The 25,176-nt window shown below is 34.5% G+C and carries 13 protein-coding genes and 1 pseudogene; 6 read left to right on the top strand and 8 right to left on the bottom strand.

The window, feature by feature from the left end:
• The first annotated feature begins 1,105 nt into the window (after nucleotides 1–1,105).
• A complete protein-coding gene (locus TERY_RS01550) occupies nucleotides 1,106–2,143 on the top strand; it encodes a family 10 glycosylhydrolase (RefSeq protein WP_011610206.1) in 1,038 nt (345 codons plus the stop codon).
• 99 nt (nucleotides 2,144–2,242) lie between these two features.
• Here the strand turns inward: TERY_RS01550 and TERY_RS01555 are convergent, their stop codons facing one another.
• The gene (locus tag TERY_RS01555) at nucleotides 2,243–3,484 is read right to left on the bottom strand and encodes a serine hydrolase (protein ID WP_011610207.1); all 1,242 of its coding nucleotides are present in this window, start codon (nucleotides 3,482–3,484) and stop codon (nucleotides 2,243–2,245) included.
• 326 nt (nucleotides 3,485–3,810) lie between these two features.
• On the opposite strand from TERY_RS01555, the gene TERY_RS35955 reads away from it, so the two are divergent.
• From TERY_RS35955 to TERY_RS01565, 3 genes are all read left to right on the top strand, one after another.
• A complete protein-coding gene (locus TERY_RS35955; protein ID WP_370496416.1) occupies nucleotides 3,811–3,942 on the top strand; it encodes a hypothetical protein in 132 nt (43 codons plus the stop codon).
• A 140-nt stretch (nucleotides 3,943–4,082) separates the two neighbouring features.
• The gene (locus tag TERY_RS32030) at nucleotides 4,083–4,241 is read left to right on the top strand and encodes a hypothetical protein (RefSeq protein ID WP_155994222.1); all 159 of its coding nucleotides are present in this window, start codon (nucleotides 4,083–4,085) and stop codon (nucleotides 4,239–4,241) included.
• A 1,627-nt stretch (nucleotides 4,242–5,868) separates the two neighbouring features.
• Nucleotides 5,869–7,938 (top strand): N-acetylmuramoyl-L-alanine amidase, encoded by a 2,070-nt coding sequence (locus TERY_RS01565; protein WP_155994223.1) that lies wholly within the window; start codon nucleotides 5,869–5,871, stop codon nucleotides 7,936–7,938.
• A 357-nt stretch (nucleotides 7,939–8,295) separates the two neighbouring features.
• Here the strand turns inward: TERY_RS01565 and murQ are convergent, their stop codons facing one another.
• Nucleotides 8,296–9,219, bottom strand: coding sequence for an N-acetylmuramic acid 6-phosphate etherase (gene murQ / locus TERY_RS01570; protein WP_011610209.1), 924 nt, complete (start codon nucleotides 9,217–9,219; stop codon nucleotides 8,296–8,298).
• A 519-nt stretch (nucleotides 9,220–9,738) separates the two neighbouring features.
• Nucleotides 9,739–10,101 carry a DUF3110 domain-containing protein gene (locus TERY_RS01575; protein ID WP_011610210.1) on the bottom strand — a complete coding sequence of 121 codons (363 nt, stop codon included), beginning with the start codon at nucleotides 10,099–10,101 and terminating at the stop codon, nucleotides 9,739–9,741.
• An 835-nt stretch (nucleotides 10,102–10,936) separates the two neighbouring features.
• Between TERY_RS01575 and TERY_RS01580 the strand changes: the two genes are divergently transcribed.
• Nucleotides 10,937–17,905, top strand: coding sequence for a translocation/assembly module TamB domain-containing protein (locus tag TERY_RS01580; protein ID WP_011610211.1), 6,969 nt, complete (start codon nucleotides 10,937–10,939; stop codon nucleotides 17,903–17,905).
• Nucleotides 17,906–18,414: 509 nt separating this feature from the next.
• Here TERY_RS01580 and TERY_RS35960 read toward each other — a convergent pair.
• Nucleotides 18,415–18,783: pseudogene (locus TERY_RS35960) on the bottom strand (hypothetical protein).
• A 372-nt stretch (nucleotides 18,784–19,155) separates the two neighbouring features.
• Nucleotides 19,156–19,329: a hypothetical protein gene (locus tag TERY_RS32040; protein ID WP_155994225.1), complete on the bottom strand. Its 174-nt coding sequence runs from the start codon at nucleotides 19,327–19,329 to the stop codon at nucleotides 19,156–19,158.
• A gap of 679 nt (nucleotides 19,330–20,008) precedes the next feature.
• Between TERY_RS32040 and TERY_RS01590 the strand changes: the two genes are divergently transcribed.
• On the top strand, nucleotides 20,009–21,619 hold the full coding sequence (locus tag TERY_RS01590) for a DUF3352 domain-containing protein (RefSeq protein WP_011610212.1): 1,611 nt from the start codon (nucleotides 20,009–20,011) through the stop codon (nucleotides 21,617–21,619).
• 436 nt (nucleotides 21,620–22,055) lie between these two features.
• Here the strand turns inward: TERY_RS01590 and TERY_RS34355 are convergent, their stop codons facing one another.
• The 3 genes from TERY_RS34355 to TERY_RS01605 form a co-directional block, all read right to left on the bottom strand.
• Nucleotides 22,056–22,274, bottom strand: a complete 219-nt coding sequence (locus tag TERY_RS34355) for a hypothetical protein (RefSeq protein WP_196797195.1) — start codon at nucleotides 22,272–22,274, stop codon at nucleotides 22,056–22,058.
• Nucleotides 22,275–22,764: 490 nt separating this feature from the next.
• Nucleotides 22,765–23,895 (bottom strand): CO2 hydration protein, encoded by a 1,131-nt coding sequence (locus tag TERY_RS01600; protein WP_011610214.1) that lies wholly within the window; start codon nucleotides 23,893–23,895, stop codon nucleotides 22,765–22,767.
• Nucleotides 23,896–23,899: 4 nt separating this feature from the next.
• Nucleotides 23,900–24,988 (bottom strand): RNA-guided endonuclease TnpB family protein, encoded by a 1,089-nt coding sequence (locus tag TERY_RS01605; protein ID WP_011610215.1) that lies wholly within the window; start codon nucleotides 24,986–24,988, stop codon nucleotides 23,900–23,902.
• Nucleotides 24,989–25,176: the final 188 nt, after the last annotated feature.

Here is a 25,176-nt window from a genome sequence, read left to right on the forward strand (position 1 = left end):
GACTGTAGGTAATTAGTATTACAAACTTAGACAAAACTTAATTTTTTTTTATTTTTCATTTCAAATAATTAGCTATTTTAATCACTATTGACTAGGTATAGTACTAGCTATATTTTATAGCTTATTTAAATCCTGATAACTAATTATCAGTAAGTTGGGCTAACAATTTACCCTATGTAACAAAATTTCAAGAACCCCTCAACTTAACTATTTGGAAGAGCTTGGAGTTAGTATATAAATCTATAAGCTAGTTGATGCTTATCTATTGATTATGTCTATTAGTAGAAATTATTTAACATCCTCCCCTTTTGTTAGATGGGGAGTTCTTGCGAGCCATAGCTCTGATGCAGGTTAATATTTGACAAGCTGGTGAATTTATTATCGCCAGCGCGAAACTTAACGGTAGCCAAAACCTGTGCTTGGTGCGTCCTTTTTTTTCTGAAACTTCCCGACCGCGACTAATTAATATAATAATAACATATATATTAGATTCAAAAAAAGAATCAAAAAGTCGTCCGATGGGCGTGTCCTGCTTTAAACCAAATTTTTTGGTAAAACTTGGAGAAATATCTACCCTAATACCAATTTATCAAAAACTTTTCTAGCTGTATCAACAGCCGGGAACCTAACCCTAACCCCAACCATAAAAGGTTAAGGAGTTTCCATACAACGTTTATACAGTAGGGACATTGCAGACAATGTCTGTAGAACATTGATAAAATTAACACCACTCTAGAGGGTTGAGCGTGCAAGAAGGAAAAAGAATGGCTATGTTAATTACTTAATAACTGAAGTGCTACCTAAATAATTCATTAGAGTTGTTGGGAATTGGTATAAGATTAAAATGCTTAGAAATGAGAATTTATTGCAGAAAAGTTTTTTGCAGAAAAACCTTTTACTGCAATACTCCTAACCAATATTGTGAATCATATTTTATCCTTATTGCGTGCTTGACTTACGAACCCATAGAGACAGCATTTGTGTTTCATCTGTGTAAGCCTTGCAGTCCGTGGCTGATAGCTTAACTATTCTAACATACATAAGTCCTGATGCTGATAATTGAAAGCTTTTCAAAATCAAACTCATAAATTTATCTGACATAATTATGGAATTACGTGGTATTTGGCTGACAAATGTTGATAGCAAAATTCTCCATTCTAGAGACAAAATTGCTGAAGCAATGAATTTTCTTGTTGACACAGGATTTAATGTTATATTTCCTGTTGTCTGGAATAAAGCATTTACTCTCTATCCTAGTCAACTGATGGAAACAACTTTCGGACAAGAAATAGACCCCTTATACAAAGGTCGCGACCCTCTCGCAGAAGTCATCATAGAAGCACAACGAGTGGGTCTCAAGGTTATTCCCTGGTTTGAATATGGGTTTGTTAGTTCTTATAAACAAAATGGAGGGTTGATCCTGAGCAAAAAACCGGAATGGATAGCTCGTGAGCGTAAAGGTAATTTACTAGTGAAAAATGGTTTTGAGTGGATGAATGCTTTAGATGAAGAGGTGCAAAATTTTTTGATTGATTTGGTTTTGGAAGTTGTGAGAAATTATGATATTGATGGTATTCAGGGAGATGATAGAATGCCGGCCTTTCCTTCTGAGGGCGGTTATGATGCAAAAACAGTAGGGCGTTATCGCCAACAATTTTCTTGTCATCCACCCCAAAATAATAAAGATCATAAGTGGTTACAATGGCGGGCGAATATTCTGACAGATTTTTTAGCTCGTTTATACGGAAAAGTGAAAGCAGTTAAACCTAATATTTTGGTCTCAATGGCACCCAGTTTTTATAAGTGGGGTTTCAATGAATATCTACAAGACTATCCCACTTGGATAAATAGGGAAGTTGTTGATATTGTTCATCCTCAACTTTATCGTCGTGACTTTTCTAGTTATAAGTCTCTTGTAGAACAGTTGGTAAAACAGCAATTTATTGCTACTCATTTAAATAAGATATTTCCGGGAATTTTAATTAAAATTGGTTCTTATCGTATTAGTATGGATTATTTGTTAGAAGCGATCGCTTATAACCGTTCTGTAGGTATTAATGGAGAAGTGTTATTTTTCTATGAAGGTCTGCGAGAAAATAATGATGTTTTGGCTAAAGCATTGAGAAAATATGTTTACAATTAAAGTAACCATTCAGCGGTCAGCTATTAGCTACCAGCTACAAGTTATTAACTTATTAGAGTTATTGGGCTTATTTCCAAACAACTCTAATGACCATCCAATTTATTTGCTATCCATTGCCATCATGCGATCATAAACATGACGAGACAATTTAGGAAATATTTCTTCATCATTAGAATAAGCAGCATCTTCTGCAAAAATTGCTAAAATATAAATAGCTTGATTATCTAAAGTTCTGACAAAGGCGACATCCATACGATCTTTAGAAGTCAAACCAACTTTAGAACCGAAATAAATATTAGCAGGCAGAGACTCTCCCAGAAAACCTTTGACTCCATTGTAGGGATCATTCTGCCATACTTGGGGTCTTAAATCTCTCGTTAATAAATAAGCCATTCTCGTACTATACTTTCGTGAAACTGCCTGCCTAGTGTATATTTCATATATTAATCTGGTAGCCTGGTCAGTTGAAATCAAATTTCGGAGAAACTTACCATCTTGCTTTCGTAGTTGGCGATCGCGACCTACTGGACCTGTTTGACTAGGAGAATATCTTGGATAGTTTTTTGTACTAACTATTAAATCTTGGTAACCAGCTTTTTGAAAAAATTCATTGACTGATTTTCTTTTTTCTAACCAAGTATTTAACTTTTTGCCTTCCAATTTAACCCCTGATTTTGTATCAGTAATTGCATCTAAAATTCTACTAGCAGAATCATTATGAGATTTCTGCATCATTAATCTTAAATCTTCATAAAACTTCGGTTCATTATCAATTAAACTTTGTTCAACTGCTCCATAAAATGCAGCCATCCAAAATAATTTGGCTACACTAGCAGGGTATCTTAAAACTTGATTTTTATATCCAGCATATGTGTGAAGATCTGGGTTACTAACATCAATTAAACTAATAGATAGAGGCGCTGTAGGCAGCCCTTTTTCTTTAGCAATACTGAGTAATTCATCAACTATTTCTTGTAACTGCGGGCTATTACGTTTGTATGTTTGTCTACGAACATTATAGGCAAATCCTAAATCTTTTGGAGTTTCTTCAGGAACTGGGGGTACATAGGGTGGTATTAGGGTAGGTGATACAGAAGATGCAGGAGTAGGTAAAGGTTTCTCTGAAGCTGGCCGACCTCTAAAAGGTAAGGTAATAATCCAGCTCACTGTCATTAATAAAGCAACTAAAATAAATATATTTTTATATTTTAACTGTAATAATATTAACTGTATATTTTTGGTTTTAACTCGCCGACGAACTTTAACTGGCCGTTTTTTTACTGGACGATATCGTGGACGAACTCGACGAAATGTTTGGGATACTACCTTTTCTGCGTGCATTTGAATAGGATATGAAAAATATAAGTATTGATAATTTTATTGCTTTTGAAGACTATAATATCTAAAAGTATTGGTTAAAAAGATATTATCTTAACCATTGATAAAGCTCAATATCATACAAGTTCTGAATTAAAGATTTCTTTGGCCTAGCACTTGGGAGTATTTTCCAGTCTACTCACTTTTATTTAAAACTGGCAGAGCGTTTATGGCCTCTAATTAATGAACCTATAGCAAATCATTCATTAGATTTGTTGCTTCATAAGTTAAAGTAATAGTTGTTATATATATTTAAAAGATCAAATAAGAAAATGCTGGACATCAATTGAGTGTTCAAAGAAGATAGACTGTTAAAGGCATTAACGGGACTAAACCGTAGGGCATTTGATGAATTGTTGGAAGCTTTTTCTGTCCAGCTTGACTTGGAAGCGATCGCCACTACCCAAAAGCCTAGACTTTGAGACAAAGGAGAAAGTTATTTGCCAAACTGCGAGAAGCCAAAGAGCTGCTATTTTTTATTTTGCTCTATTTTTAATGCTATTCTACCTTTGATTTGCTGGAGGTATTATTTGACTTGCATCCCAGTCGAGCACACCCTTGGATGTTAATACTACAAATAATACTGGAGAAGTCCTTAGGTCAAAAAAAGGCCCAAATAGAACTTAAATGGGAAAGCGTTGGAGAATTTATGAGGAAATTTCCTTCAGCCTTAGAAGTAATAATTGATGGTATAGAACGTCTAATTCAACACCCAAAATAGCAACAGAAGCAGAAAAATAATTACTCAGGTAAAAAAAAGCCTCATACTTGTAAACACTTAATTATGACAAATAAGAACAAGAGAGTTTTAGTGCCTTCAAAATGACGAGAGGGTAAGGTACATGATCAACAGCAACTAGATTAAGAAAAACTTGTAGACTTTGTGATATATAAAGTGAAAATTCATCTGGAATCAGGTCTTTAGGGATTACAAAAAGAATTTGTTAACATCAAAATACCCACAAAAAGCCAAGAAAGAAAGAAAGAAAGAATTAACAAATAAACAGAAATAATCAAACAGAAAAAAAGTAGCGTTCTCCTTGCTGTATGAACACAAAATATCAGGAGTAAAAAGAGACAATGCAACAATAGGAATAATTAGAAATAAGCTAAAAGGTTTAAATGATTGCCTGATTTTAACTGCTGTATAACTATAGAATTTATATTTAATGGCAGCATAAGTTAATGGATGTAGCCGAGGATTTAATAATTTTGTTTTTCCACTTTCCAGTTTCCAGGTTTTATTTAGCGACAAGTCTATTTGCTATTCTTAAGGAGCTAGAAAAAGTTTTGTTTAAATATTTTCAAGTTCTTTTAAAACAGTAGTTTCTTATCAAGGCTATAACCCAGTATGTATGTTGCTGAAAGTTATAGTTTAATTAGACCGATGCTATCTAATTTTAAATGACTCAATATTTAAATTATTAAAATATAAGATATCTTTTGAATGATTCGTCTTCAAATAGATAAATTACTTCCTAGTCTTAAAAAAGTTTAGCTTTCTTTTTTTATTGATATTTGTGGTCTTTGTAAATATTGACAAATAGTGATTTATCAAACTAATTTATCAAACAAAGACATTATAAATACGAGAAAATGGAGATAATCTCTGGCTGTGAGGCGCGGGGAGTTTTTGCCAGTCAAAGCTCAAGGGATGGTTTACTTAAGTCTTGTGCCTAGTGTTTTTGGTCTTGGATATTACATTTCCTTCCAGGTCTGTTTTTTTTCTTCGGACTGCCCGCATGCCAATAATATATCAATTATTTAACATATGTGTTTAAAAAAAACAAATAGAAAATAAAAAATTTATGGGTGATGGTTAAGAAGCAATTTTTTTGGTAATTTTGCCAAATACAGATAAAAGTGGAGTTTATACAGTAGCAGCAAATATTCAATCAGTCATTAAAAATTTAGTTATTGTTCTAACAAAAGTTGAAAAACAAATATTTAGCTTCAAGTTAGATAACCTTACTCACAGATATTATTAATTGAGTAAACACCTCAAGAATTGAGACTTGTTAAAGCTTTATATTAAGACTAAATTGTCCGAAATTGCCATATACAGTCCCTTAATGATTTTAAAGGAAAGAAATATTTAGTGTCACCATTCTCAGAAAGCCAAGAATTAAAAATTTAATCTCAAAAGTATTAATAATCAATACTTTGAGTCTTTTTAAATGGACACCTGATTTTACAACTCACCGCACTAATTATAATATTATGTTATACCCGTTTAAGTAACTAATAAATTATATCATGTCCGGTAGCATAATTTGTGTATAAAATTAAGTCATAAGATGAAAAATATATATTCTGGAAATCGTTTGATATTTATCAAAAATACCCAAATGCGAACAACCCTTATGCTACAATGGCTGCTGCCAAGTATACTCAGCATTTTTGTCTTAGGCAGTCCCTCAGAAGCTGCAACTCTAGAATCTTGGCAATTTAAAGTTAATCAGAACGAACTGTCCTTTACTACAGAAGGTGGGGTTCAACCAAAGGCCCAATTAGCAACTAATCCAACTCGGTTAATAATAGACCTGCCAGGAACAACTTTAGGTAGTGTAAGACCTTCTCAAGCTATAGGTCGAGCTATCAAAGCAATAAGAGTAGAACAATTTGATTCTCAAACAGCTCGGATAGTGGTGGAATTAAACAATGGCTATACCATTGACCCAAAGCAAGTACAATTTCGGGGTATTTCTCCTAGTGAGTGGACTGTACAAATACCAAGTCCTCAACAAATTACCTCTACTACAAATACAGATATTAATTTTGCGCCTCAGTCTTCACCCCCACCTCCTCAAACTCTACAACAGCCTTCACCCCCACTACTCCTAAGTCCTCCTCTGCCTTTTCTGAAGAAAGAAAGATCAAGTAATCAAAATAGAACAAGACCTACTAACTCTCCTCTGGTAAATCAAGTTACAACTACTGGTACACCAACTCTTGTAGAAGATGTCCAAATCAAAAAAGAGGGAGTAGTTCTCAAAACAAGTGGTAGATTACCAGAAATTGAACTAAAGAAGAGTGTTGATCGTACCTGGATGACCATTGATGTCCTCAATTCTACTCTGACTGCCAAGGGTCTCAAGCCCAGTCAAAGATTTAATGAATCAGGATTAACAATTACTCAACTAACTCAACTTTCGACTTCACCAGCAGTAGTTCGTCTTACACTAAGTTTGCCAGATAAAAGGACTCAATGGCAAGCTCGTGCTTATGCAGGTGGAATAGCAGTATGGCCTGAAGGAGAAGTACAACCTACAATTAATGAAGCTACTGGTTTTGTTTTCCTTAAGTCAGTGGAATTAAAAAATGGTACTGAGTTAGTGGTTACTGCAGATAAGCCTATTAACTATACTAGTGGTTGGGATTCTGAAACAGGTGCCTATGGAATTACTATATATAATGCTAAGATAGATGACCGATTTAGGTTACCAAAAAGAGAAGTTGGTAGCCCTTTAATTTGGGCAAAAATACGTCAAGAAGATCCAGAAACAGTTACAATTCTGGTCAAGCCTGCTACTAATGTTAAAATTGCAGAAGTCACTCAGGTTACGACTCAACAGTTATCTTTACTTATGGGTTGGGGTAATATTGGAACTGCGCCTCCAGGTTGGAGACCCAACTCTATAGAGCCATCTTCTAGTTCAAAACCTTCACTATTCCCAAGGAGATATAATTCGTCATCTCCAAATTCATTGGGGGAAAATTCACTACCTCAGAATAGATTACCTCGGAATTCTCCTGAAAATTTGCGTCCGAGACGCTGGCCTTTTACTTGGCCTCGTCGCAATAATCAACGCTCATTAAATAATGATCGTCGTTTTCCTTTGCAAAATCAATTACCTCAAAGTGATGGACGAGTAATGATAGTGATAGACCCTGGACATGGGGGACCAATGGATTTTGGTGGAGTAGGTTTTGGTGGTATGCGGGAGAAGGATATTGTATTACCGATGTCATTGGAAGTAGCTCAAATCCTGGAGCAGAATAATATACAGGTGGTTATGACTCGTAAGACAGACCGGGATTTGGATTTACCACCACGCTCAGAGTTGGCTAATAGGGTTGGAGCAGATTTATTTGTGAGTATTCATGCTAATGCTATTAGTATGAGTCGTCCTGATGTGAATGGTTTAGAAACTTTTTATTATCAAAGTGGGCAGGTTCTAGCACAGTATATTCAGAATAGTATGTTGGAAGCTTTTCCGACGATGAATAATCGTGGTGTGAAGCGAGCTCGTTTTCATGTGCTAAGACATACTAAGATGCCTGCTGCCTTGGTAGAGGTAGGTTTTGTCACTGGTAATTATGATTCTCGGATACTTGCTGATCCTGGCCAACGGAGTCGTATGGCACAGGCGATCGCTCGTGGCATATTGAAATATGTCCAAGTTTATTATCGGTAAGGGGAGTTGTCTGAGATATCAGTTCTTAGTTAATCTAGCTTGAAATAATATGGGGAATTCTATAAACAGAGTCATCTTTGATATGGTTGAAGCCATAAACTTAGGGATTTCAATCCTTGAGGATTGATTTTTGGCTGAAGTTTTGTAGCTTTTTCATTCCCGCATAAATGAATTTTCTAGGCTGAGTATTAGAAGTTATTTCTCTCATCAGTTGTCAATTCTTACTGCCAACTATCAGCCCTCAGAATCCGCCCACAAATACTATGGAAACTAATATATAGTAGTTTTTCTGTCGGGAACTTTTCAAAAATGATCACCCCCTCTAAGACATTACATAGAATTTCCCCACTTTGTAGTCTACTCAGTAGAAAAACTTACGTTTTTCATGGCTGCTCTAAGATTACCTTGATACTCAGATAAAACCCTATCCCCTTCTTCTTTTTTTAAGTTACTCCAGTGCATCAAAAGTGCTAACTTAACTGAATCACCACTTTTATTCAATAATTCCTCTGCTTCATCCCGACTTAACTCGGTTAAGTCTTCAATAATTCGTAAGGCCCGATCCCGTAACTTACTATTTTTTATAGCTACATCAATCATGCGATTACCATAAACTTTTCCTAACCTCACCATTACTCCGGTGGATAAGATATTTAAGGCCATTTTTGTGACTGTTCCTGCCTTCAGACGGGTTGAACCTGATAATAGTTCCGGACCAACCAACAACCTAATATCTACATCTACCTTGATGCTAAATTGTTCTACAGGCACACAAGTAATAAAAATTGTTTTTGCTGCCCTTTGTTTTGCTCCTTCTAAAGCACCGTGAACATAAGGAGTTGTACCACCTGCAGTGATGCCAACTATTACGTCTAGATTTGTGATATTGTGCGAAGCGATCGCCTCATTACCATCTTCCCAGCTATCCTCCAAATCTTCGGAACTGCGAAGTAAAGCATTTGCACCTCCAGCAATAATTCCTTGTACCAACTCTGGAGACGTGCAAAATGTTGGTGGACATTCAGCGGCATCTAATACGCCTAAACGACCACTAGTACCTGCTCCCACATAAAACAATTTACCACCTTGACTTAAAGCTTTAGTAGTCATGTCTACTGCCTGAGCTAGTTGTAAACGGGATGAAGCGATCGCTTTCAAAGTTTGCTTATCCTCTTGGTTAAACAAGTCTACTAATTCTAAAGAACTTAACTGGTCGAGATTATGACTATTTGGGTTAACCTGTTCGGTTAACAAATGACCTCGCTGTTGTAAATTTTTCATATCAAACCTTGACAAATTATACAAAAAAATATTAGCGTCTCCATAAATCTTATCTCTTAACTATTATTGTGTTAAAACTCGGGTATAAATCGTGTTAATTGAGGAAATTCTAATAATTGAGCTAATAAATACTTTGATCCGCACCTATGGCTGGCTATGGGGTAGATGAGGTAGGTGAGGTCTGCCCCACAATAGTTTTGTTATTTATGCCATACCTCTTTATTTTTCATAGCCCCACAGCAGCTTGAGGGTTTATTATTCTATATTTTCATGGAGATGGATGAACTGAAATTAGTTCTTTTGATTAATTCTCTTGAGCAAAAAAATTTGAGCTACGATGAGAACCCCTGAATCTATTTACATTGTCCACTGGTAAATCCTGGCTTCAGATGACTAGAAAGACTCTAGCTATTCTTGGGACTTATCTTGATTCAATTTAATAATTGAACTATGGGTTATTTGTCCGAAATCTGCTATTACTGATAACTTATAAAGACGATAACTCCTAACTGAAATGGCTTATAAAAGGCCTTCTAATTGACGCCTAATTTTATCTAAGTCTGCTTCAGTGTTTTCAGAAGCTTGATTTGCATCTTCTTGCCAATTAGTTTTTTCTACATTATGCTCTGGAGGAATTTCTAACTTACCTGATGGTATAATCTCCCAATCATAGTCCACACTCTTGCAGAATTCTATAATTTCCTCTTGGTCAAACTCTTCAACTGTGGGAGTAGGAAATGCTTGAGCTTCTAGTAATACACCGAAGCGAGTCGCATCATCCTCAGATTCAAACATCAATACTTTCTGGCTACTGTCCATCTGAATTGTATGTATTCCCTCATTTTCAGTTCTAGCATTAAACAGTAAAACAAATATTCGCATAACTTTTCCATACCTTGAAGATAGCTTAATTTTGTCTATATTAGCTGATAGGTGAATGCTACATAAATAGGGTTTTTTCAATTATTGGTTATCAGTTATCCCTTGATAAAGGATAGCCCTTTTCATCTTGATGAGCTTACCTCATAACCAAAACTTTGTAGAAGCGTTTGACTTTGGGAATGCTAGGCAAATATCTTGAGAAATATTTATGGCTATTTGTCCCTAATGTAGCTGACTATGAAAACCGCTATGATCTAAACAGTTAAAAGAATAAAAAAAACCCGCTATTTTACTAATAGAGTTTCTAAGTAGTCCCCATTAATAGGAACAGGGTAGAATTTCAGTGCTCAGTTTACCATTAACCCAATAGGTTATTTTAAGACGGGTCCTTATTTTGTAGTTCTTTTCCATGGAATGTCCTCACCTAACTCCATCTTTTGGAGCTCAAGAAAATGTAAAACAGTTTTTGAGTCTAGGGTATTACTTATGAACAATAAATAAGGTTTCAAGTCTCCTCTTCTAAAAGGATAAAAAAAGAAAATTCTAGGTTTCCAGCTTTCTACTTTCGCTTTATGCTATCAATATCTTTCTTGAGAGCATACTTGACAAAAAAAGCAAGTTATGTTTTTATTTCAAAGAGATCTTTCCCGGAAAAAAAGTGTATTGGATTAAGGACTTAAGTAGTTTTGTCTAGCTACTATACTCTTTCTCCTTTCTCTCTTACTTCCCCTTCAAGTTTTGGGTTAGTTCCTACAAAGTTTTCAGAAGTTCCTAATTAACGATAGGAATGGAGCCGGAGGTACTGATAACTGATAACTGATAACTAATAACTAAAATGACAAACGCCCCAAAAAAACTTAATGACCAAACCAACGTTTCCACCTCCAGAAAATGGATACGAATAATTATTATTAGTGGTATAGGATTAGGTACTGTCTCGGTAGCAGGAGGAATAGTAGGAACCTGGTTTGTACAGAAACAACTAGCTCCAATGGTCAGTAAGAGTCTAAGCAAACTAATGCAAAGACCAGTTAAAGTGGGGGAACTGAAAAAGTTTGGTCTCGGTTATATAGAGTTTGGTCCTTCGTCCTTACCTCCAAACTCAAAGGACTCAATTAGTGCCTACACAGAAGTAGTCAAAGTCAAATTTCCTCTTAGATCAATTTTATTCAAAACCTTAAAACTGGATATTACATTTGGAGAATCTCAAGCTTATGTACAACAAGAAATTGATGGTTCATTTGCTATACCAAAATTGGCAGGGGACTTACCTGATCCACCATTAGATATTGAGATTAAAAAGGTAAATTTCCCAAAAATAAATGTTTCTATTCAGCCGTCGGAAAAAGGAAAATCTTCTACCCCAATTCTATTAGATTTAAGTAAAACCGAAGTTCGCTCTTTAGATAAACAACAACGTTGGTTAGTGAGTCTTAATGGTAGGGTTATAGATGGTGGTAACTTTAAGGTTAACGCTGATGCTAATATCAAAACCTGGGAAATTGAAGCTAATATGGTAGCACAAAAGCTGCAGCTGCCAATATTTGCAACCTTAGCATCTGCACTAGAAAATATTCCGACTCTAAATATAGAAAGTGGGGAGTTAGATGCAAACCTCCGCGCTCAGGTTAAAATAACTGATAATATTGCAGATATTGTACAAGATGTGAGAGGAAGGGTTAGCTTACAGAGGTTGAAGGCAAACACTGATATCCTCAGCAACCAAGTTAACTTGAATACGGTTGCTAATATTTCTTGGCCAAAAGTTAATGTGGAAAATTTGGATGGGAACTACGGGAATATTGGCTTAAAACTAAGAGGTGCAGTAGAAACAACAAGAGATTTAAATTTAGAGAATATTAAACTTGATTTCCAGGGGACTGTTTTGCCTGTTTCTTTTGAGACTTTGTTTAATACTGCGACAAGAGAGATTAATTTACTCTCAAATAATACTACATCAGCGGAAACTAAACAACAGTTACAGCAGATCAATGGTCAAATTCAAAGTATCAAGCCTTTGTTAGCAGGGAGAGTAAAAACTGATATCAAGTTTTCTGGAAGTTTACTCGAACCATTGGTATCAGGAAAAATTGAGACTACTGAAGTTACTAGGGTTGATAGGTTAAGGTTTAAGAATATTGCTACTAAGTTTACTGTTAGTTCTCAGTTAAACCAAGATTTTCGACCTGTTAATATGGCTGCTAGTTTCTCCGGTTTGCAAATTAACCCTATGTTGGGAGGTAAAATAACTGGTAAAGGGGCTGTTTTAGAAGTAGACCTCCCCATTGCTACCCCCAAGGCGAGCAGTAAAAAACTAGAAGTTGGCACTCAGGCTGTAGAAAGGTTCCAAGAAGTATCTCTAAAGAGTCAAGAGTCAGAAACGAAGTTTAACCCAACAGTTGACTTAGACTTGCGGGTACAAAATTTACCTGTGGAAGCGATCGCTCAACAATATAACATTACTTCACCTCTTCCTATTGGTGAATTTTCCACGGAGGTTAAAATTTCTGGTCCTCTTGAAACTCTTAAAGGGCAAGTTCAATGGCGGCTACCTAAAGCAGTTTATCCTTTAAGTGGTGCTGTTGATATTATTAATAGTCAGGCAAATATTAAAAATACTATTGTTAAAATTGGTGGCGGAACCGTTAATATTAATGGCAATGCTAACTTGGAAAACTGGCAACTAAATGCCACTGTTAACCAAGTTAATTTAGATAAGAAGTCTTTACAACCTTTAGGTTTACCATCAGGATTAGAAGGTATTTTTAATGGTAAAGCTAATTTTTCTGGTCTGACAAGTAAATTTTCAATTAATAGTATTAATGGCAATGGAAATGGTATTGTTAATATTGCTGGTGGTCAAATTAATCTGAATGGTAAACTTAATAATGGTAATTGGCAAGGAAAAGGAATAGGGAGTCAAATCAATTTAAGTGCTTTAGAAAGAATTGCTATAAATTCAGATATTCTAAGAACTCCTAATTCAATATTTTCTAGTAAAAACGACGGGATAATTAATGGTGAAGTAACTTTATCCGGGAATTTAAATAATTTAAGTTTAGCAGGAGTAAAGGCTAATATTAATGGCAATCTTAATCTTGCTAATGGCATAATTAATGCTAATGGTAAAGTTAATAATGGTGGATTTAAAGTGTTAGTTAATACTGCAGAGTTACCAATTAATCCTTTACTAGATTTAGGCTGGTCTGCAGTTAATTCAGGAATTATTAATGACCAAGAAAAATTAAATCTGATTAAGAAAAATATTCCCCGATTAAAATCTATCAATGGTAAGTTAAGTGGTAAGGTTAGTTTATTGGGAAATTTGACTAACCTTTCTCCAGAATTTTTACAAGAAAATATCACTGGAGATTTCACAGGAAATCTCAAGATTAAAACAGGAACAATTAACGCTGTAGGTAATTTAAAAAGAGGTAATTTCCAAACTATATTTCAAACAAATCAAATAGCTCTAAGTGCTGTAGAAGATTTATTGAAAGAAACCAGAATAGTTTCTCCTAAAAGCAATATTGTACAAAAAAATACTGACGGACAAGTTAAAGGTAGAGCTACAGTATCTGGAAATATAAATAATTTGACTCCAGAAGGAGTGACTATTGATGGATATGGCAAGGTTTTGATTGCAGGAGGAATAATTAACGCTCAAGGAAGATTAAGTCAAGGAAATTTTCAAGCCTCAGTTAATAGCAGTAAATTAAGAGTAAATCCACTTTTAGATTTGGGAAAGTCAGTTTTAGTATCTGGATTAATACCAGTCGAAACTTATAAAATTAAAACTTTAATTCGTCAAGTTAATACTATTAATTCGTTAAATAGTCAAGTCAATATAAAGGCTAATTTTTCTGGAAATTTGACAAATTTTACTTCAGAAAGAATAAGCGCAATGGCTAAAAGTCAGCTATTTATTGATGATAATTATATTGATTTTGATGGAAAACTTAACGGGGGCAACTTTTTAGTAAATGTAGAAACAGCAAGAATTAGTTTACGCCCTTTAGAAAAAATAATCAGAAAAACTGATTTAGTTTCTCTTCCTCCTAGCGCAACTTTACCCCCAGGAATTGAAGGAGAAATATTGGGAAAATTTAGCGTTTTTGCCAATATTAATAATGTTAATCTTCAAGATATAGCTGTTGATGGAAGTGGAAAATTAATAATTGGAAATAATACAATTAATGCTACAGGTAAATTAGAGCAAGGAAATTTTGAAGCAGTAGCGATCGCTGATCCTATTCCTCTAAGTTTTGTCAAAAAAATAGCCAAGGAAACAGAGGTAGTTTCCTCAGAAAATTTACGTTATTTAGAAACAATAAATGGGAATGTTTTTGCGAATGCTAAATTAGCAGGAAATTTAGATAATTTAAACCCAGAAGCTATCGCTGCTTCTGCAGAAGGAAAACTAATTTTTGCTGATGGTGGAGCCATAAATATTACTGGGGAATTAGTAGGTAAAGAATGGCAAGCTGCCGTAGTAGGAAACCAAATTCCTTTAGAGCAATTTTCAGCTGCTTTAGAAAAACATGAACAGGCAAAATCTGCTGTTGCTGCCATTAGAAAAGCTCAAAAATTATTAGGGCAAGCTGAAAATTTACCTGTAATTGGAGGGTTATTTAATAGCAAAATTGATTTGTCAGGAAGTCTAGCAAACTTAAATCCAGAAGCGATTCAAGCTCAAGCAAAATTAACACTTTCAGAGTTACCAGTGATTGATAAATCCTTCAATGGTTTGTTTAGCTGGAACCAGAAAAGAATAGAAATAACAAAAGCTGCTATTCCCCCAGAAGTTAATGTTAATGGATTAGTAGATGTAGATTTTACAGCACAAAAATCTCCTACTATTTCTGGAATTAATATTGATGTCAGTTTGTCAGATTTTAACTTAGCATCTTTGCCAATAAAAAAGTTGATGGAAAGTTTACCTGTAGAAAAAAAAGGTGAATTATTAACAGGTAGAGTTAGCTTTGATGGGAAAGTTATTGGAAAATCTATTGCAGATTTAAACTTAGTTGGTGATGTAGTTTTGAGAAATTTATCAGTAAATAAGGTAGATTTTGATTCTGAGTTATCAGGAAAGTTAAATGCAGGAATTACTCAAGGGATAAACTTTAAAATTGCTGGTAAGAATGATTCTTTGGAGTTGGTGTTAGATGAAACTTATTTTCCCACTGCTTTTTTAGTGAAACGAGACCAGGCAAAACTCGCTGGTGTTACTGAAGGAGAAAACTTTCTAATAACATTAGCAAAATTTCCTTTGGAGTTGTTAGGTATAGCACCAGCAAAGCAGTTTGATATTGGCGCAGTTTCTGGAGAAGCATCGGCAAAAATAGCTGTATCTAATTTGAGAACGTTTGATATTAAGTCTATCAAAGCAGATGGAAATTTAGAGGTGACAAAACCTGGTATTGGTTATATAGATGCTGAAAGTTTTAGAGCAGATATAAATTATGCTCAAGGGAAAGCAAGTATTAATGATGGCATATTGTTATTAGGAAACAGTCGATATGTCTTACAGGGAATGGTTGATCTTAATTCACAGGGTGCTACTTTTGACCCCTATTTTGCAGCTAACCTCAAAATAGAAAAAGCAGAAGTGCAAGATATTTTGACTGCTCTCCAATGGTTTGAGTTAAAAGATATTGCACGGGGAGTGGCAACTCCAAATTATGCTAAGGCGGCAGACTTACAAACATCAGCAGTGGGTTTTTATGAAAAGACACCAGTAATGATGCAGTTGCGTCGGCTTGCTGAAATTAAGGTTTTGCTCAAACAACAGGAAGAAAGTCAAGAACCAAAAACTCCCATACAGATACCACCTCTTGCTGATCTTGATGTTACTTTGTCTGGAGAAATAATGGCAGAAGGATCTTTGCAGTCTGGTGTTGATGGGAAGTTTGATATCAAAGGTAGCGGTTGGAGTTGGGGAGTTTACAAAATAGATAATTTTCTTGTACAGGGTAAGTATGAAAATGAAGTCCTGACTGTCAAACCCCTAGAAGTGCAAGTAGGAGAAGCGTCCTTGGCTTTTAATGGAGATTTGAATACAAAAAATCAAAGTGGGAAGTTACAGTTAAAAAATATAGATTTGGCAGAAGTACAGAAGTTTGCTCAGAGTTATGTACTGCAAAATAGTAATATTAATATTACGGGAAAGTTGAATTTAGAAACAGAATTAAATGGAAATTTTCAAGACCCCAGAGCTAAAGGTAAAATTAAGATAGTAGATGGAACTCTAAATGAACGACCTATTGAAAAAGCACAAACTGATTTTAGTTATAAAGCTGGGCGACTGGGTTTTAATGGGGATCTTTCTATAGTTGGAGATCCTATTTTATATGAAGGTGATGTACCTATTAATTTACCTTTCGCTAAAGTTTCTACAGATAACAATTTAATTAATGCCAGGGTCAATGTTAAAAATGATGCTTTCAAAATAGTAAATATTTTGACTGACCAGGTGGTTTTAGACTCGGGTGAAGGAGACATATCATTGGAGGTTAAAGGAACATTAAAACAACCACGAGTAGAGGGTACTGCTAAATTTACAGATATTAGTATAGCTGCAACAGCATTTCCTGAAGCTTTAACAGATTTAGAAGGTACAGTTTCATTTAATGGCGATAGCATAGAAGTTGAAAAAATTCAAGGAAATATTAGTGATGGTGTGGTTGAAGTTACTGGTGTCTTACCTATTCGCGAATCATTGGGCAGGGAAGACTCTGATATCAATAACCCTCTTACCATTACCTTGAAAAAACTTAATGTAGATTTTAAAAAGGTCTTTAAAGGTGGTATTGATGGTGAGGTAATAATTACGGGTACAGCTTTGGAACCTGTTGTTGGTGGTAATGTAGAAGTATCCAAAGGTAAGATATTTTTGAATCAAGCAGTAGGTTTAGCAGAAGGAGCAGTAGGAGAAAAGCAAACAGATGGGGTAAGCTCTGGTTTGGGAGAATTTGAGGTTGGTTTGAATGATTTTCAGTTGATGTTGAGCGATCGCCTAGAGATGTCTTTTCTAGGAATAGCTAATTTTCAAGTGGCAGGTGGTTTACTGATAAATGGTACTCTCAAGAATATTCGTCCCAGTGGTAAAATTAATTTAGAAGGAGGTACAATTAATTTATTTAGTACAGAGTTACGTTTAGACCGCAGCTATAAAAATATAGCTGAATTTAATCCCAATAATAGATTTGACCCTATGCTAGATATACAATTGTTAGCATCAGCCTTTGAAACTAGTGGCTCATCATTATCAAGATCGAATTCAGCATTTTCCGCTGAAACCATAGATGCTCCATCTCTAGGTACATTGAGTAGTAGTCAGAGAATAAAAATTAGAGCTAAAGCGAAAGGACTGCTATCAGAGTTAAAAGATAACTTAGAGCTGACAAGTTCTCCACAGCGAACAGAGACACAAATAGTTAGTTTATTAGGTGGTAATATTGTTAATACTCTTAGTGCGGGCAGAAGTTTAGCATTAGCAAATGTGGCGAGTACTGCTCTATTTACTAACATAGAACAGGATATTATTGAAGGAACAGGATTAAGTGAATTTCGGATATTTCCTGCCAATATTCCTAACAGTGGCTCGGAACGTGCTAATAGTTTGGGTTGGGGTCTAGAAGTTGGTATTGATCTGACTGATAAAGTGGGAGCATCTGTTACTATACTTGAAGCAACAGAGTTGTCTTTAGATTATCAAATTAATAATAAAATACGTCTCCGGGGTAATAGTAATTTCGATGAGAATGCTGTGTTGTCTATTCAGTATGAAACTAGATTTTGATTGAACAACTGCAAGCTAAAATTAAAAAGTCAAAAGTTAAAATACCTGTAGGTTGGTTTGAGGGACGAAACCCAAAAAATAACCCTTGTAGTCAGTCAAAAGTCAATCCCCCCCCTTTTTATTCCCAGGGGGAAAGTTATACTAAGTTCCTTAAGTATGGCTATAGATTATACTCAAGAATGAAATCATATAATCTTATTAATATTAAGTAATGTAGCCTAAGTTTATGAAATTGGTATTAGTTGCTCGTAATAACAAACCCTATTTTTTTCTATTTTTTTTCCACTCAGCAGCATTAGCTTAAATATTCCTTTCTACCGGCAAAGCCTCTTAATATTCTTCTATCCATTCCCCAAAGTTTTCTAACTTCTAATTAAATTATTATGAATAATATCTAATAATCTTCCTGCCTCTAACTTATATTTAGTAATTAATCGATTATTTAGGTTCCCTAAGTTATCACTAACTTCCAATAAAAGCTCTAAACTATATTCTTAATTAGACAATTTTTACAAAATTACTCGTCGGCGAATATATGTTACTTTGAAAAAATTAAGTAACTGTTTCCCATGCTCAACTAATTCTAAAAATATCTTTTTAGTAACTGACTTTTTCTCTTTATTCAAATTATCAAAAACTGCATTAACTTGCTTTGTAAAAGTACCCGAAATTCCATCAAACTTTTCATAAGTTGTTAGAGTTAAATATTAACTTTTATCTTCTCCCTGTATAGTAGATTTCCATAGAAAATCAAAATTACATCGTAACAGAGGTAAACTACCAATATTACGCAAAAAATCTGAAGTTATTTGAGCAGCTAATTTAGCTTCTACTTTCATTTCTACTAATTCCGCCAGCTTCTTAATTGCTTCCTCCATCTCATCCTTTTCCAAAGGCTTTACTAATAATTGATACTCCTTAATTTTTGTTGCTAACCCTAAAGATATTGAAAATTAGTAGAGAAAATATTCCTGGATTTATTAGACCAAATAAAATTTATTTTAAGTTTTTTTATTTGCTAAAATAGGCGAAAAAAATAAAAAAATTAGACATTTTTTATGCTTTTAGCAGATAATAAAAGAATCCTAAAGCTTGTAAATTACAATCAATAATTTTTCAGCCTTCTAACAAAAAAAATTGTTTTTTACCTGAATTTGGCATAATAAATTTTTGAAATAATCTAAATATATGTCATAAATATTTCTTTTTAATTGCACATCACTGGTTACTAAAAACTCTTATCGAATCATCTAGCTTGCCACTAAAAATAAAGCAACAGCAGGGATTTCATTTTTTGAGATAAAATCAAATAAATTACTATTTTTTTTGAGGTATTTTTTATTAATTATGCCATCAGATACAAATATTTTTTTTAACCTGTTTTGCAATAATATTTTGCAGATTTTAAAAATAAAATTTGTCATATTTTCTAAAGTTTAGCAATAAACTTAACATCTTTAACTACATTTTTAGGGTTAAATATTGCTTAAATAGATATTCATTAATCCTAAAAATAAAGGCTTATATACGTATTTTAAAAAAAAATTATTAGTAATAATTTAATTTTTGATAAACCATTTTTTTAAAATTACAAATACACATAATGCCTCAATAAATTAATTATATTATTTACAAAAATTAATATTTTTTCTATTACACCCAGCTAATATATTTATCAGAATTATTGGCAAGTAATTAAATAAGTAAATAATCTACATTTAAATATTTTTTACATCTTTGAATAGTATTTTAATGATATTAATTTTAGACAAATCAGGAGGTTTTAATCGTAAAATAATATAGATACCCAATAGATAAATTATTCCCTATATTATAAATATTCAAAAGATATATTTTTTAGAAAAAACATCAAATAAAATAACTTTTAAACATAAAGAAAGAAATATCTTATTTTTGATTTTACTAAACCATACCCATAATGACAGTCAACAAACTACTTTTATGGTACTATAAACACATAGAAAATAAACAGGCTTCTCCATACAAGGTTCTCAAACCCTTATGCTCCAATTTAAAAATTAGTATGCATTTTTAGATTGGTATGTATTTTTAGAGAGGTCTAATGTAACAAAAATAATCTCTATGAAAAAATTAAAATTTTTAATTACTGGTGTCACTGTCATTGCAGCAGGTAGTTTTGCTACATATCTTTACTTTAAAAATATAGCAATTAAGGTATCTAGTCCCCTTAACAGTGGCCAAATTGTGCCAGAATCAGCAATTATGGCTGCTTTTTTTCATCCTAATCAAAAAGCCATCACTAAATTACAACAATTTGGTACTCCTGAAGCAAAAAAGTTGATTAGTCAAAATTATGCAGAATTTCAGCAAGAAAATTTAGCTGAGGCTAATATTAATTGGGAAAAGGATATTCAATCTTGGTTGGGAGGAGTAATGTTAGCTTTTGTACCTGGTGAGGAAGGACAAGATATGGATCCTGTAAATCTTTTGATGGTAGTAGGAATTAAAAATAAATTAGAAGCTTTAAGATTTGTTAGTAAGTTCAAAGGTGAAGGGGAAAATAGGGTAATAAAGAGAAAATATCAAGGGGTGACTATTCGAGAAATTACTGATGAGAGCAGGAAAACTTTTAATGTAGCAATTTTGGGAGATTACTTGGCGATCGCTCCCATCCCAGCAGTAGTAGAAAGTGCTATTGACACCTTTCAGGGTAAGAGTGTTTCTCTGAGTCAAAATGCTCCTGAAACTTTACAGCAAAATACGGAGCTTGAAAATACTATTGCTACTATTTTTATTCCTAACTATATTCAGTTAATCACACAATTTACAGATGATTTGCCAGAGGATCAAAGTTCTTCTAGTACTGGTTTAGAGCAATTCCAGCAAATAAATTCTGTCGTAATGGGAATAGGGGTTGATGATGCAGGTGTGCGGTTGCGAGCGGTGACTAAGTTAGTTTCTCCATTGCCTCTAGAGTTAACTAAACCTGCATCGGAGAAAATTTTGCAACGCTTTCCGGCGGAGACAATGATATCGCTCAGTGGCATTGGAGTTAGTCAAAGTTGGTCCCAGCTTGTAACCCAAGCACAGGAAAATCAGGATTTGCAGGATGCTTTGGGTATTGTGAGAAATTCTTTTAAAGAAGTAGGCTTTGATGTAGATCGAGAGGTGTTTAGTTGGATGGATGGAGAATTTGCCCTTGGTTTGATAGCATCAAATAAGGGAATATTAGCAACAACTGGGGTTGGTGCGGCAATGGTTTTTGAGACTAGCGATCGCTCTACTGCCGAAGCCACATTGAAAAAGTTAAATCAGATGGCGAGCCAAAAGAAAGGTGTGGTGGTTGAGGAAAAACAGATAGGAGATCAGTTGGTGACGGAATTGCAAATGCTTGGTATTGGTACATTTTTGGGATATGGGTGGTTGGATAATAATACGTTGTTTGTAGCAATGGGGAAACCATTAATAGAAGTAATGATGAGTATGCCTGAGAATAGTTTAATTGGTAGTGAAAGTTTTGAGGAAATTAGGAGATCTTTACCCAAGTCGAATCAGGGGTATTTTTATTGGGACATCAAGCAAAGCATGGTTTGGGTGAAGCGTTATCCGTTTGTAAGTGTCTTGATACCATCGGAAGTGAGAGCAATTTTGAATTCAATTCGAGGTATTGGGGTTACGGCGAGTTGGTTGGATGAGTTGACAAATGAGATGGAGATGTTGTTGGCGTTGTAGGAGGAGGATATTTTTAGGACTAATACAGTTTCATAAAACCTCCAAGTCAAAATTCAAAACTCATCCCTGACTGAATTTCAATATTGAATAAAGATACAACTGACTTCGGGCAAGTGATGTACAGCTATATTTGATAAAAATTATGTAGTGTAGGATCTTATCCGCGAGACGTAGCTCATAAACCTAAAATATGCTGTAATTATAGATGATCATAAATGATGCCAGATTATAGCCAAAGGCTTACGTGCCCTTGCTACCCGTCCGGTGACGCTGGATATGACTGGATTTTTTTATTGATTATAAATTCAATTCCTTAGCGACTGCTTTCCATTCGGCTCAAATTGGTTCCATTAATGGTGAATGAAATGCATGAGATACCTGCAATATTTTGGATTTAATATTTTGGATTTAATATTTTGGATTTAATATTTTGGATTTAATATTTTGGATTTAATATTTTGAATTTAATTTTTTCTGATTCTAAAGCGCTGACAATTTCCTTAACTTCTGTTACCTCACCAGAAATGACCACACTTTTCGGTTCATTTATCCCTGCGATCGCTAATTTATCCCCATTAGCTGTTAATTTTTTTTTTACCTTGGCTACTGTTGCTATCACAGCTACCATTTCTCCTTCTGGAGGTAATGACTGCATTAACCTTCCTCTAGCTGCCATTAGTTTCAGACCATCTTCTCAAAAGAAAACTCCGGCTACTGTTGCTACCACATATCCTCCTACACTAGGATCCATCACTACATCTGGTTGACAGCATTTTTCATATCGGTAAACCACAATAAGGAGGTTAAATGCAACCTCCCTACAAGGTTTTAGTTATGACGATATAGTTCACCAATTTAAAAAGTGCTATAATTCCCCAGGTCGATCATAAGTTGGCTAAAACATATTCTATGACAAATATAGCAGGTTGGATATAAGCTGTTTAGCCAACTAGAGAATTGGTATGACAAATAGCAATAATAATTCCAAGACTTCTAACCTTATAAGTGATGACTCTTTGATCAAAAAGAGCAATTCACCCACATAAATGATAATATTTCTCCTAATTAAGTCCTAACTAATGACTTCCAACAATAATGTAAATATTTGTAGAAAATATTTATCATAGCTGCTATAAGAGACAATACTAACTATTAACAAACTCTAGTCTTGATGTTAAAAATCTATCCATCCAACCTTCGAAATAGGCTTGATTTTCTGCTTGTTCCTCTAGGTTTTCTGTATCTAAAGGATGAGGTGTTAAACCCAAAACTGCTGCCGTTGTTACACAAAACATTGACTTTTGAAAAGTGGCACAAATTTTCACTCGTAAATTATCTGTACCCCGGTTAGTTTTTTGATAAAATTCAAGAAGATAATCTGGTATAAAATGTCGCATATCTTGCATTAATAATGTGGGTGGAATTCCTGCACCACCAATAGGTAAAGGATCTGCATACAAGGCACCATAAGTAAATTGACTTTGATCAGGGTCAATTTGTTGAGCTTGAGCGTTATATGAAACTGTTCCTGAAAATGGTGTTCCTCGGAAGAAAATTGCTTCCACATAAGGAACCGCTGTATCTGTTAAAAACGTTAAACCTACTGACTTAGGAATTATATCATGAGGTTTACCTTTAATATTTACAGCAAAAGTAATTGGTAAATTTGCTTCTGCGACTAACCCTGATAAAATATGATTGACTACTTCAGGAATAGATTTTATTTGACCTTGGTCATATTGATCAGATAAGGTGATAAAGATATCACTCATTACCCGCCAAAATTGACCTAAGGCACTGTAATAAGCTTGTTGACGTACCATATCTGGTAAAAATTCTGGAAATAATTGATTGAGTGGCATTAACATCAAATTCCCGGAAATTTTAGCATCTATTGCTGCTTTTGCTAATTGTTTAAACTCAGCTGAATCTAAATATGTATCCAGACCTCCCCCTCCATGCCATAACATTCCCCTCATGCAATATTCTGCATATTCATAATTAATTCTGTCATGAGACCAAAACTTGAGTAATTTACCTAATGAAATTTTACCATTAAAGTATTTGAAAAAGGGAAACATTTCTAAAAATTGATGTTCGGCAATGTAATTAAGATTTTGGGAATAAGCATCTAATACAATGCCGTAACTTTTTAAAATTCCGACAACTTCTAAGACATTTTCTGGGCTATCCTTGAGCAGAGCTTGACCAGATTTTAAGCGGTTTATATAAGCTGAAAGTGGATGAGTAGAAGATTTTAAAATAGTGTTTGTCATAAGCTTAGTGTTTCCTAAATTCAATTCTTAATTGACATCCTCCCGGCGCTGCTGTACTTGAGACAGCAAGGGATTCTTTAGCATCAGTGTTAAGCGCTTTCTGCTTCATAGCACTTGCCCTCTGAGATTTACTCTCTTCAGGTCTTACAGTCGCGACCCAGACTGACACTGCCTGCCCAGCAGCCAAAATGTTTATACTTGCGTTTATGTCCCTGTCATGGTGACTAGCACATTCAGGACAGTCCCATGCTCTAATATTTAAAGGTAATTTTTCTACTACATGACCACAATTAGAACAACGTTTAGAACTGAGAAAATATCTCTTAATTTTTATTAATGTACCACCATACCATTCAGCTTTGTATTCTAATTGTCTCAGTAATTCTACCCAATTAGCATCATTTATTGCTCTAGCTAATTTATGATTCTTGACCATGTTACCTGCAGCTAGATCATCAACTACAATAGTTTGGTTTTCTCTAATCAGTTTAGTTGTTAGCTTATGGGTGTAGTCTAGTCTTGAGTCTTTAATTAAGGCGTGTATCTTTGCTATTTGAAGTCTAGCTTTCTGATAATTATTAGACTTTTTACCTCTTTTTCTACTTAGAGACTTTTGATCACGCCTTAATTTTTTGTGTAACTTTTGAAGATTCTTTGGGTAGGCGACTTTTGCTCCATCGCTAGTAGTTACTAAGCTGTTGATTCCTAAATTAATATAGACTTGGCCATCTTTACACTTAAAGGCTGCCTTAGTCAACTCAGTACTGCCACCGTGGCACTTTTTTTTTAATTTAGGATATTTAGTTCGTCCGCTAAAAAAGTTGTTGAAAGCAGTTTGTAAGTGTCTTAAGCCTTGCTGGAGCGGTACAATACTTACTTCAGTTAGAAAATCTAAATCTTCCTGTTTTTTCCAGTTGATCAGCATAGGTGAGGTTTGTTTGTAACCTACTCGTTCCTGGTATTCATACCAAGCTTGAGTTCTGACAGCTAAAGCTTTGTTGTAGACTAAACGCACACAGCCCAATGTTTTCCTCACCAGACTTTCCTGCTGAGGAGTTGGGTAAAATCTAAATTTGTATGCTTTTTCAACCATCTACTGCTTACTTTTCAACATCTAAATTCTAACAGATTATTTGTAAAACCGCAAGATTGATTGGCATTCATCCCCCTTGGAAAGCTATCGCTTATAAGGAAATCTTGAAACATTTGTGAGAGTATTGGGAAGAGTGGGAGGAATAATTCTGTCTACAGCCTTCACTTCTTTGTGTCTAACTCAATACA

This window comes from Trichodesmium erythraeum IMS101, assembly GCF_000014265.1.
Taxonomy (GTDB): Bacteria; Cyanobacteriota; Cyanobacteriia; order Cyanobacteriales; family Microcoleaceae; genus Trichodesmium; species Trichodesmium erythraeum.

Bases quoted from the DNA above. Each gene is read 5' to 3' on its own strand.
- TERY_RS01550 (WP_011610206.1), top strand. From the start codon at position 1,106: ATGGAATTACGTGGTATTTGGCTGACAAATGTTGATAGCAAAATTCTC.
- TERY_RS01555 (WP_011610207.1), bottom strand. From the start codon at position 3,484: ATGCACGCAGAAAAGGTAGTATCCCAAACATTTCGTCGAGTTCGTCCA.
- TERY_RS32030 (WP_155994222.1), top strand. From the start codon at position 4,083: ATGTTAATACTACAAATAATACTGGAGAAGTCCTTAGGTCAAAAAAAG.
- TERY_RS01565 (WP_155994223.1), top strand. From the start codon at position 5,869: ATGCGAACAACCCTTATGCTACAATGGCTGCTGCCAAGTATACTCAGC.
- murQ (WP_011610209.1), bottom strand. From the start codon at position 9,219: ATGAAAAATTTACAACAGCGAGGTCATTTGTTAACCGAACAGGTTAAC.
- TERY_RS01575 (WP_011610210.1), bottom strand. From the start codon at position 10,101: ATGCGAATATTTGTTTTACTGTTTAATGCTAGAACTGAAAATGAGGGA.
- TERY_RS01580 (WP_011610211.1), top strand. From the start codon at position 10,937: ATGACAAACGCCCCAAAAAAACTTAATGACCAAACCAACGTTTCCACC.
- TERY_RS32040 (WP_155994225.1), bottom strand. From the start codon at position 19,329: ATGACAAATTTTATTTTTAAAATCTGCAAAATATTATTGCAAAACAGG.
- TERY_RS01590 (WP_011610212.1), top strand. From the start codon at position 20,009: ATGAAAAAATTAAAATTTTTAATTACTGGTGTCACTGTCATTGCAGCA.
- TERY_RS34355 (WP_196797195.1), bottom strand. From the start codon at position 22,274: ATGCAGTCATTACCTCCAGAAGGAGAAATGGTAGCTGTGATAGCAACA.
- TERY_RS01600 (WP_011610214.1), bottom strand. From the start codon at position 23,895: ATGACAAACACTATTTTAAAATCTTCTACTCATCCACTTTCAGCTTAT.
- TERY_RS01605 (WP_011610215.1), bottom strand. From the start codon at position 24,988: ATGGTTGAAAAAGCATACAAATTTAGATTTTACCCAACTCCTCAGCAG.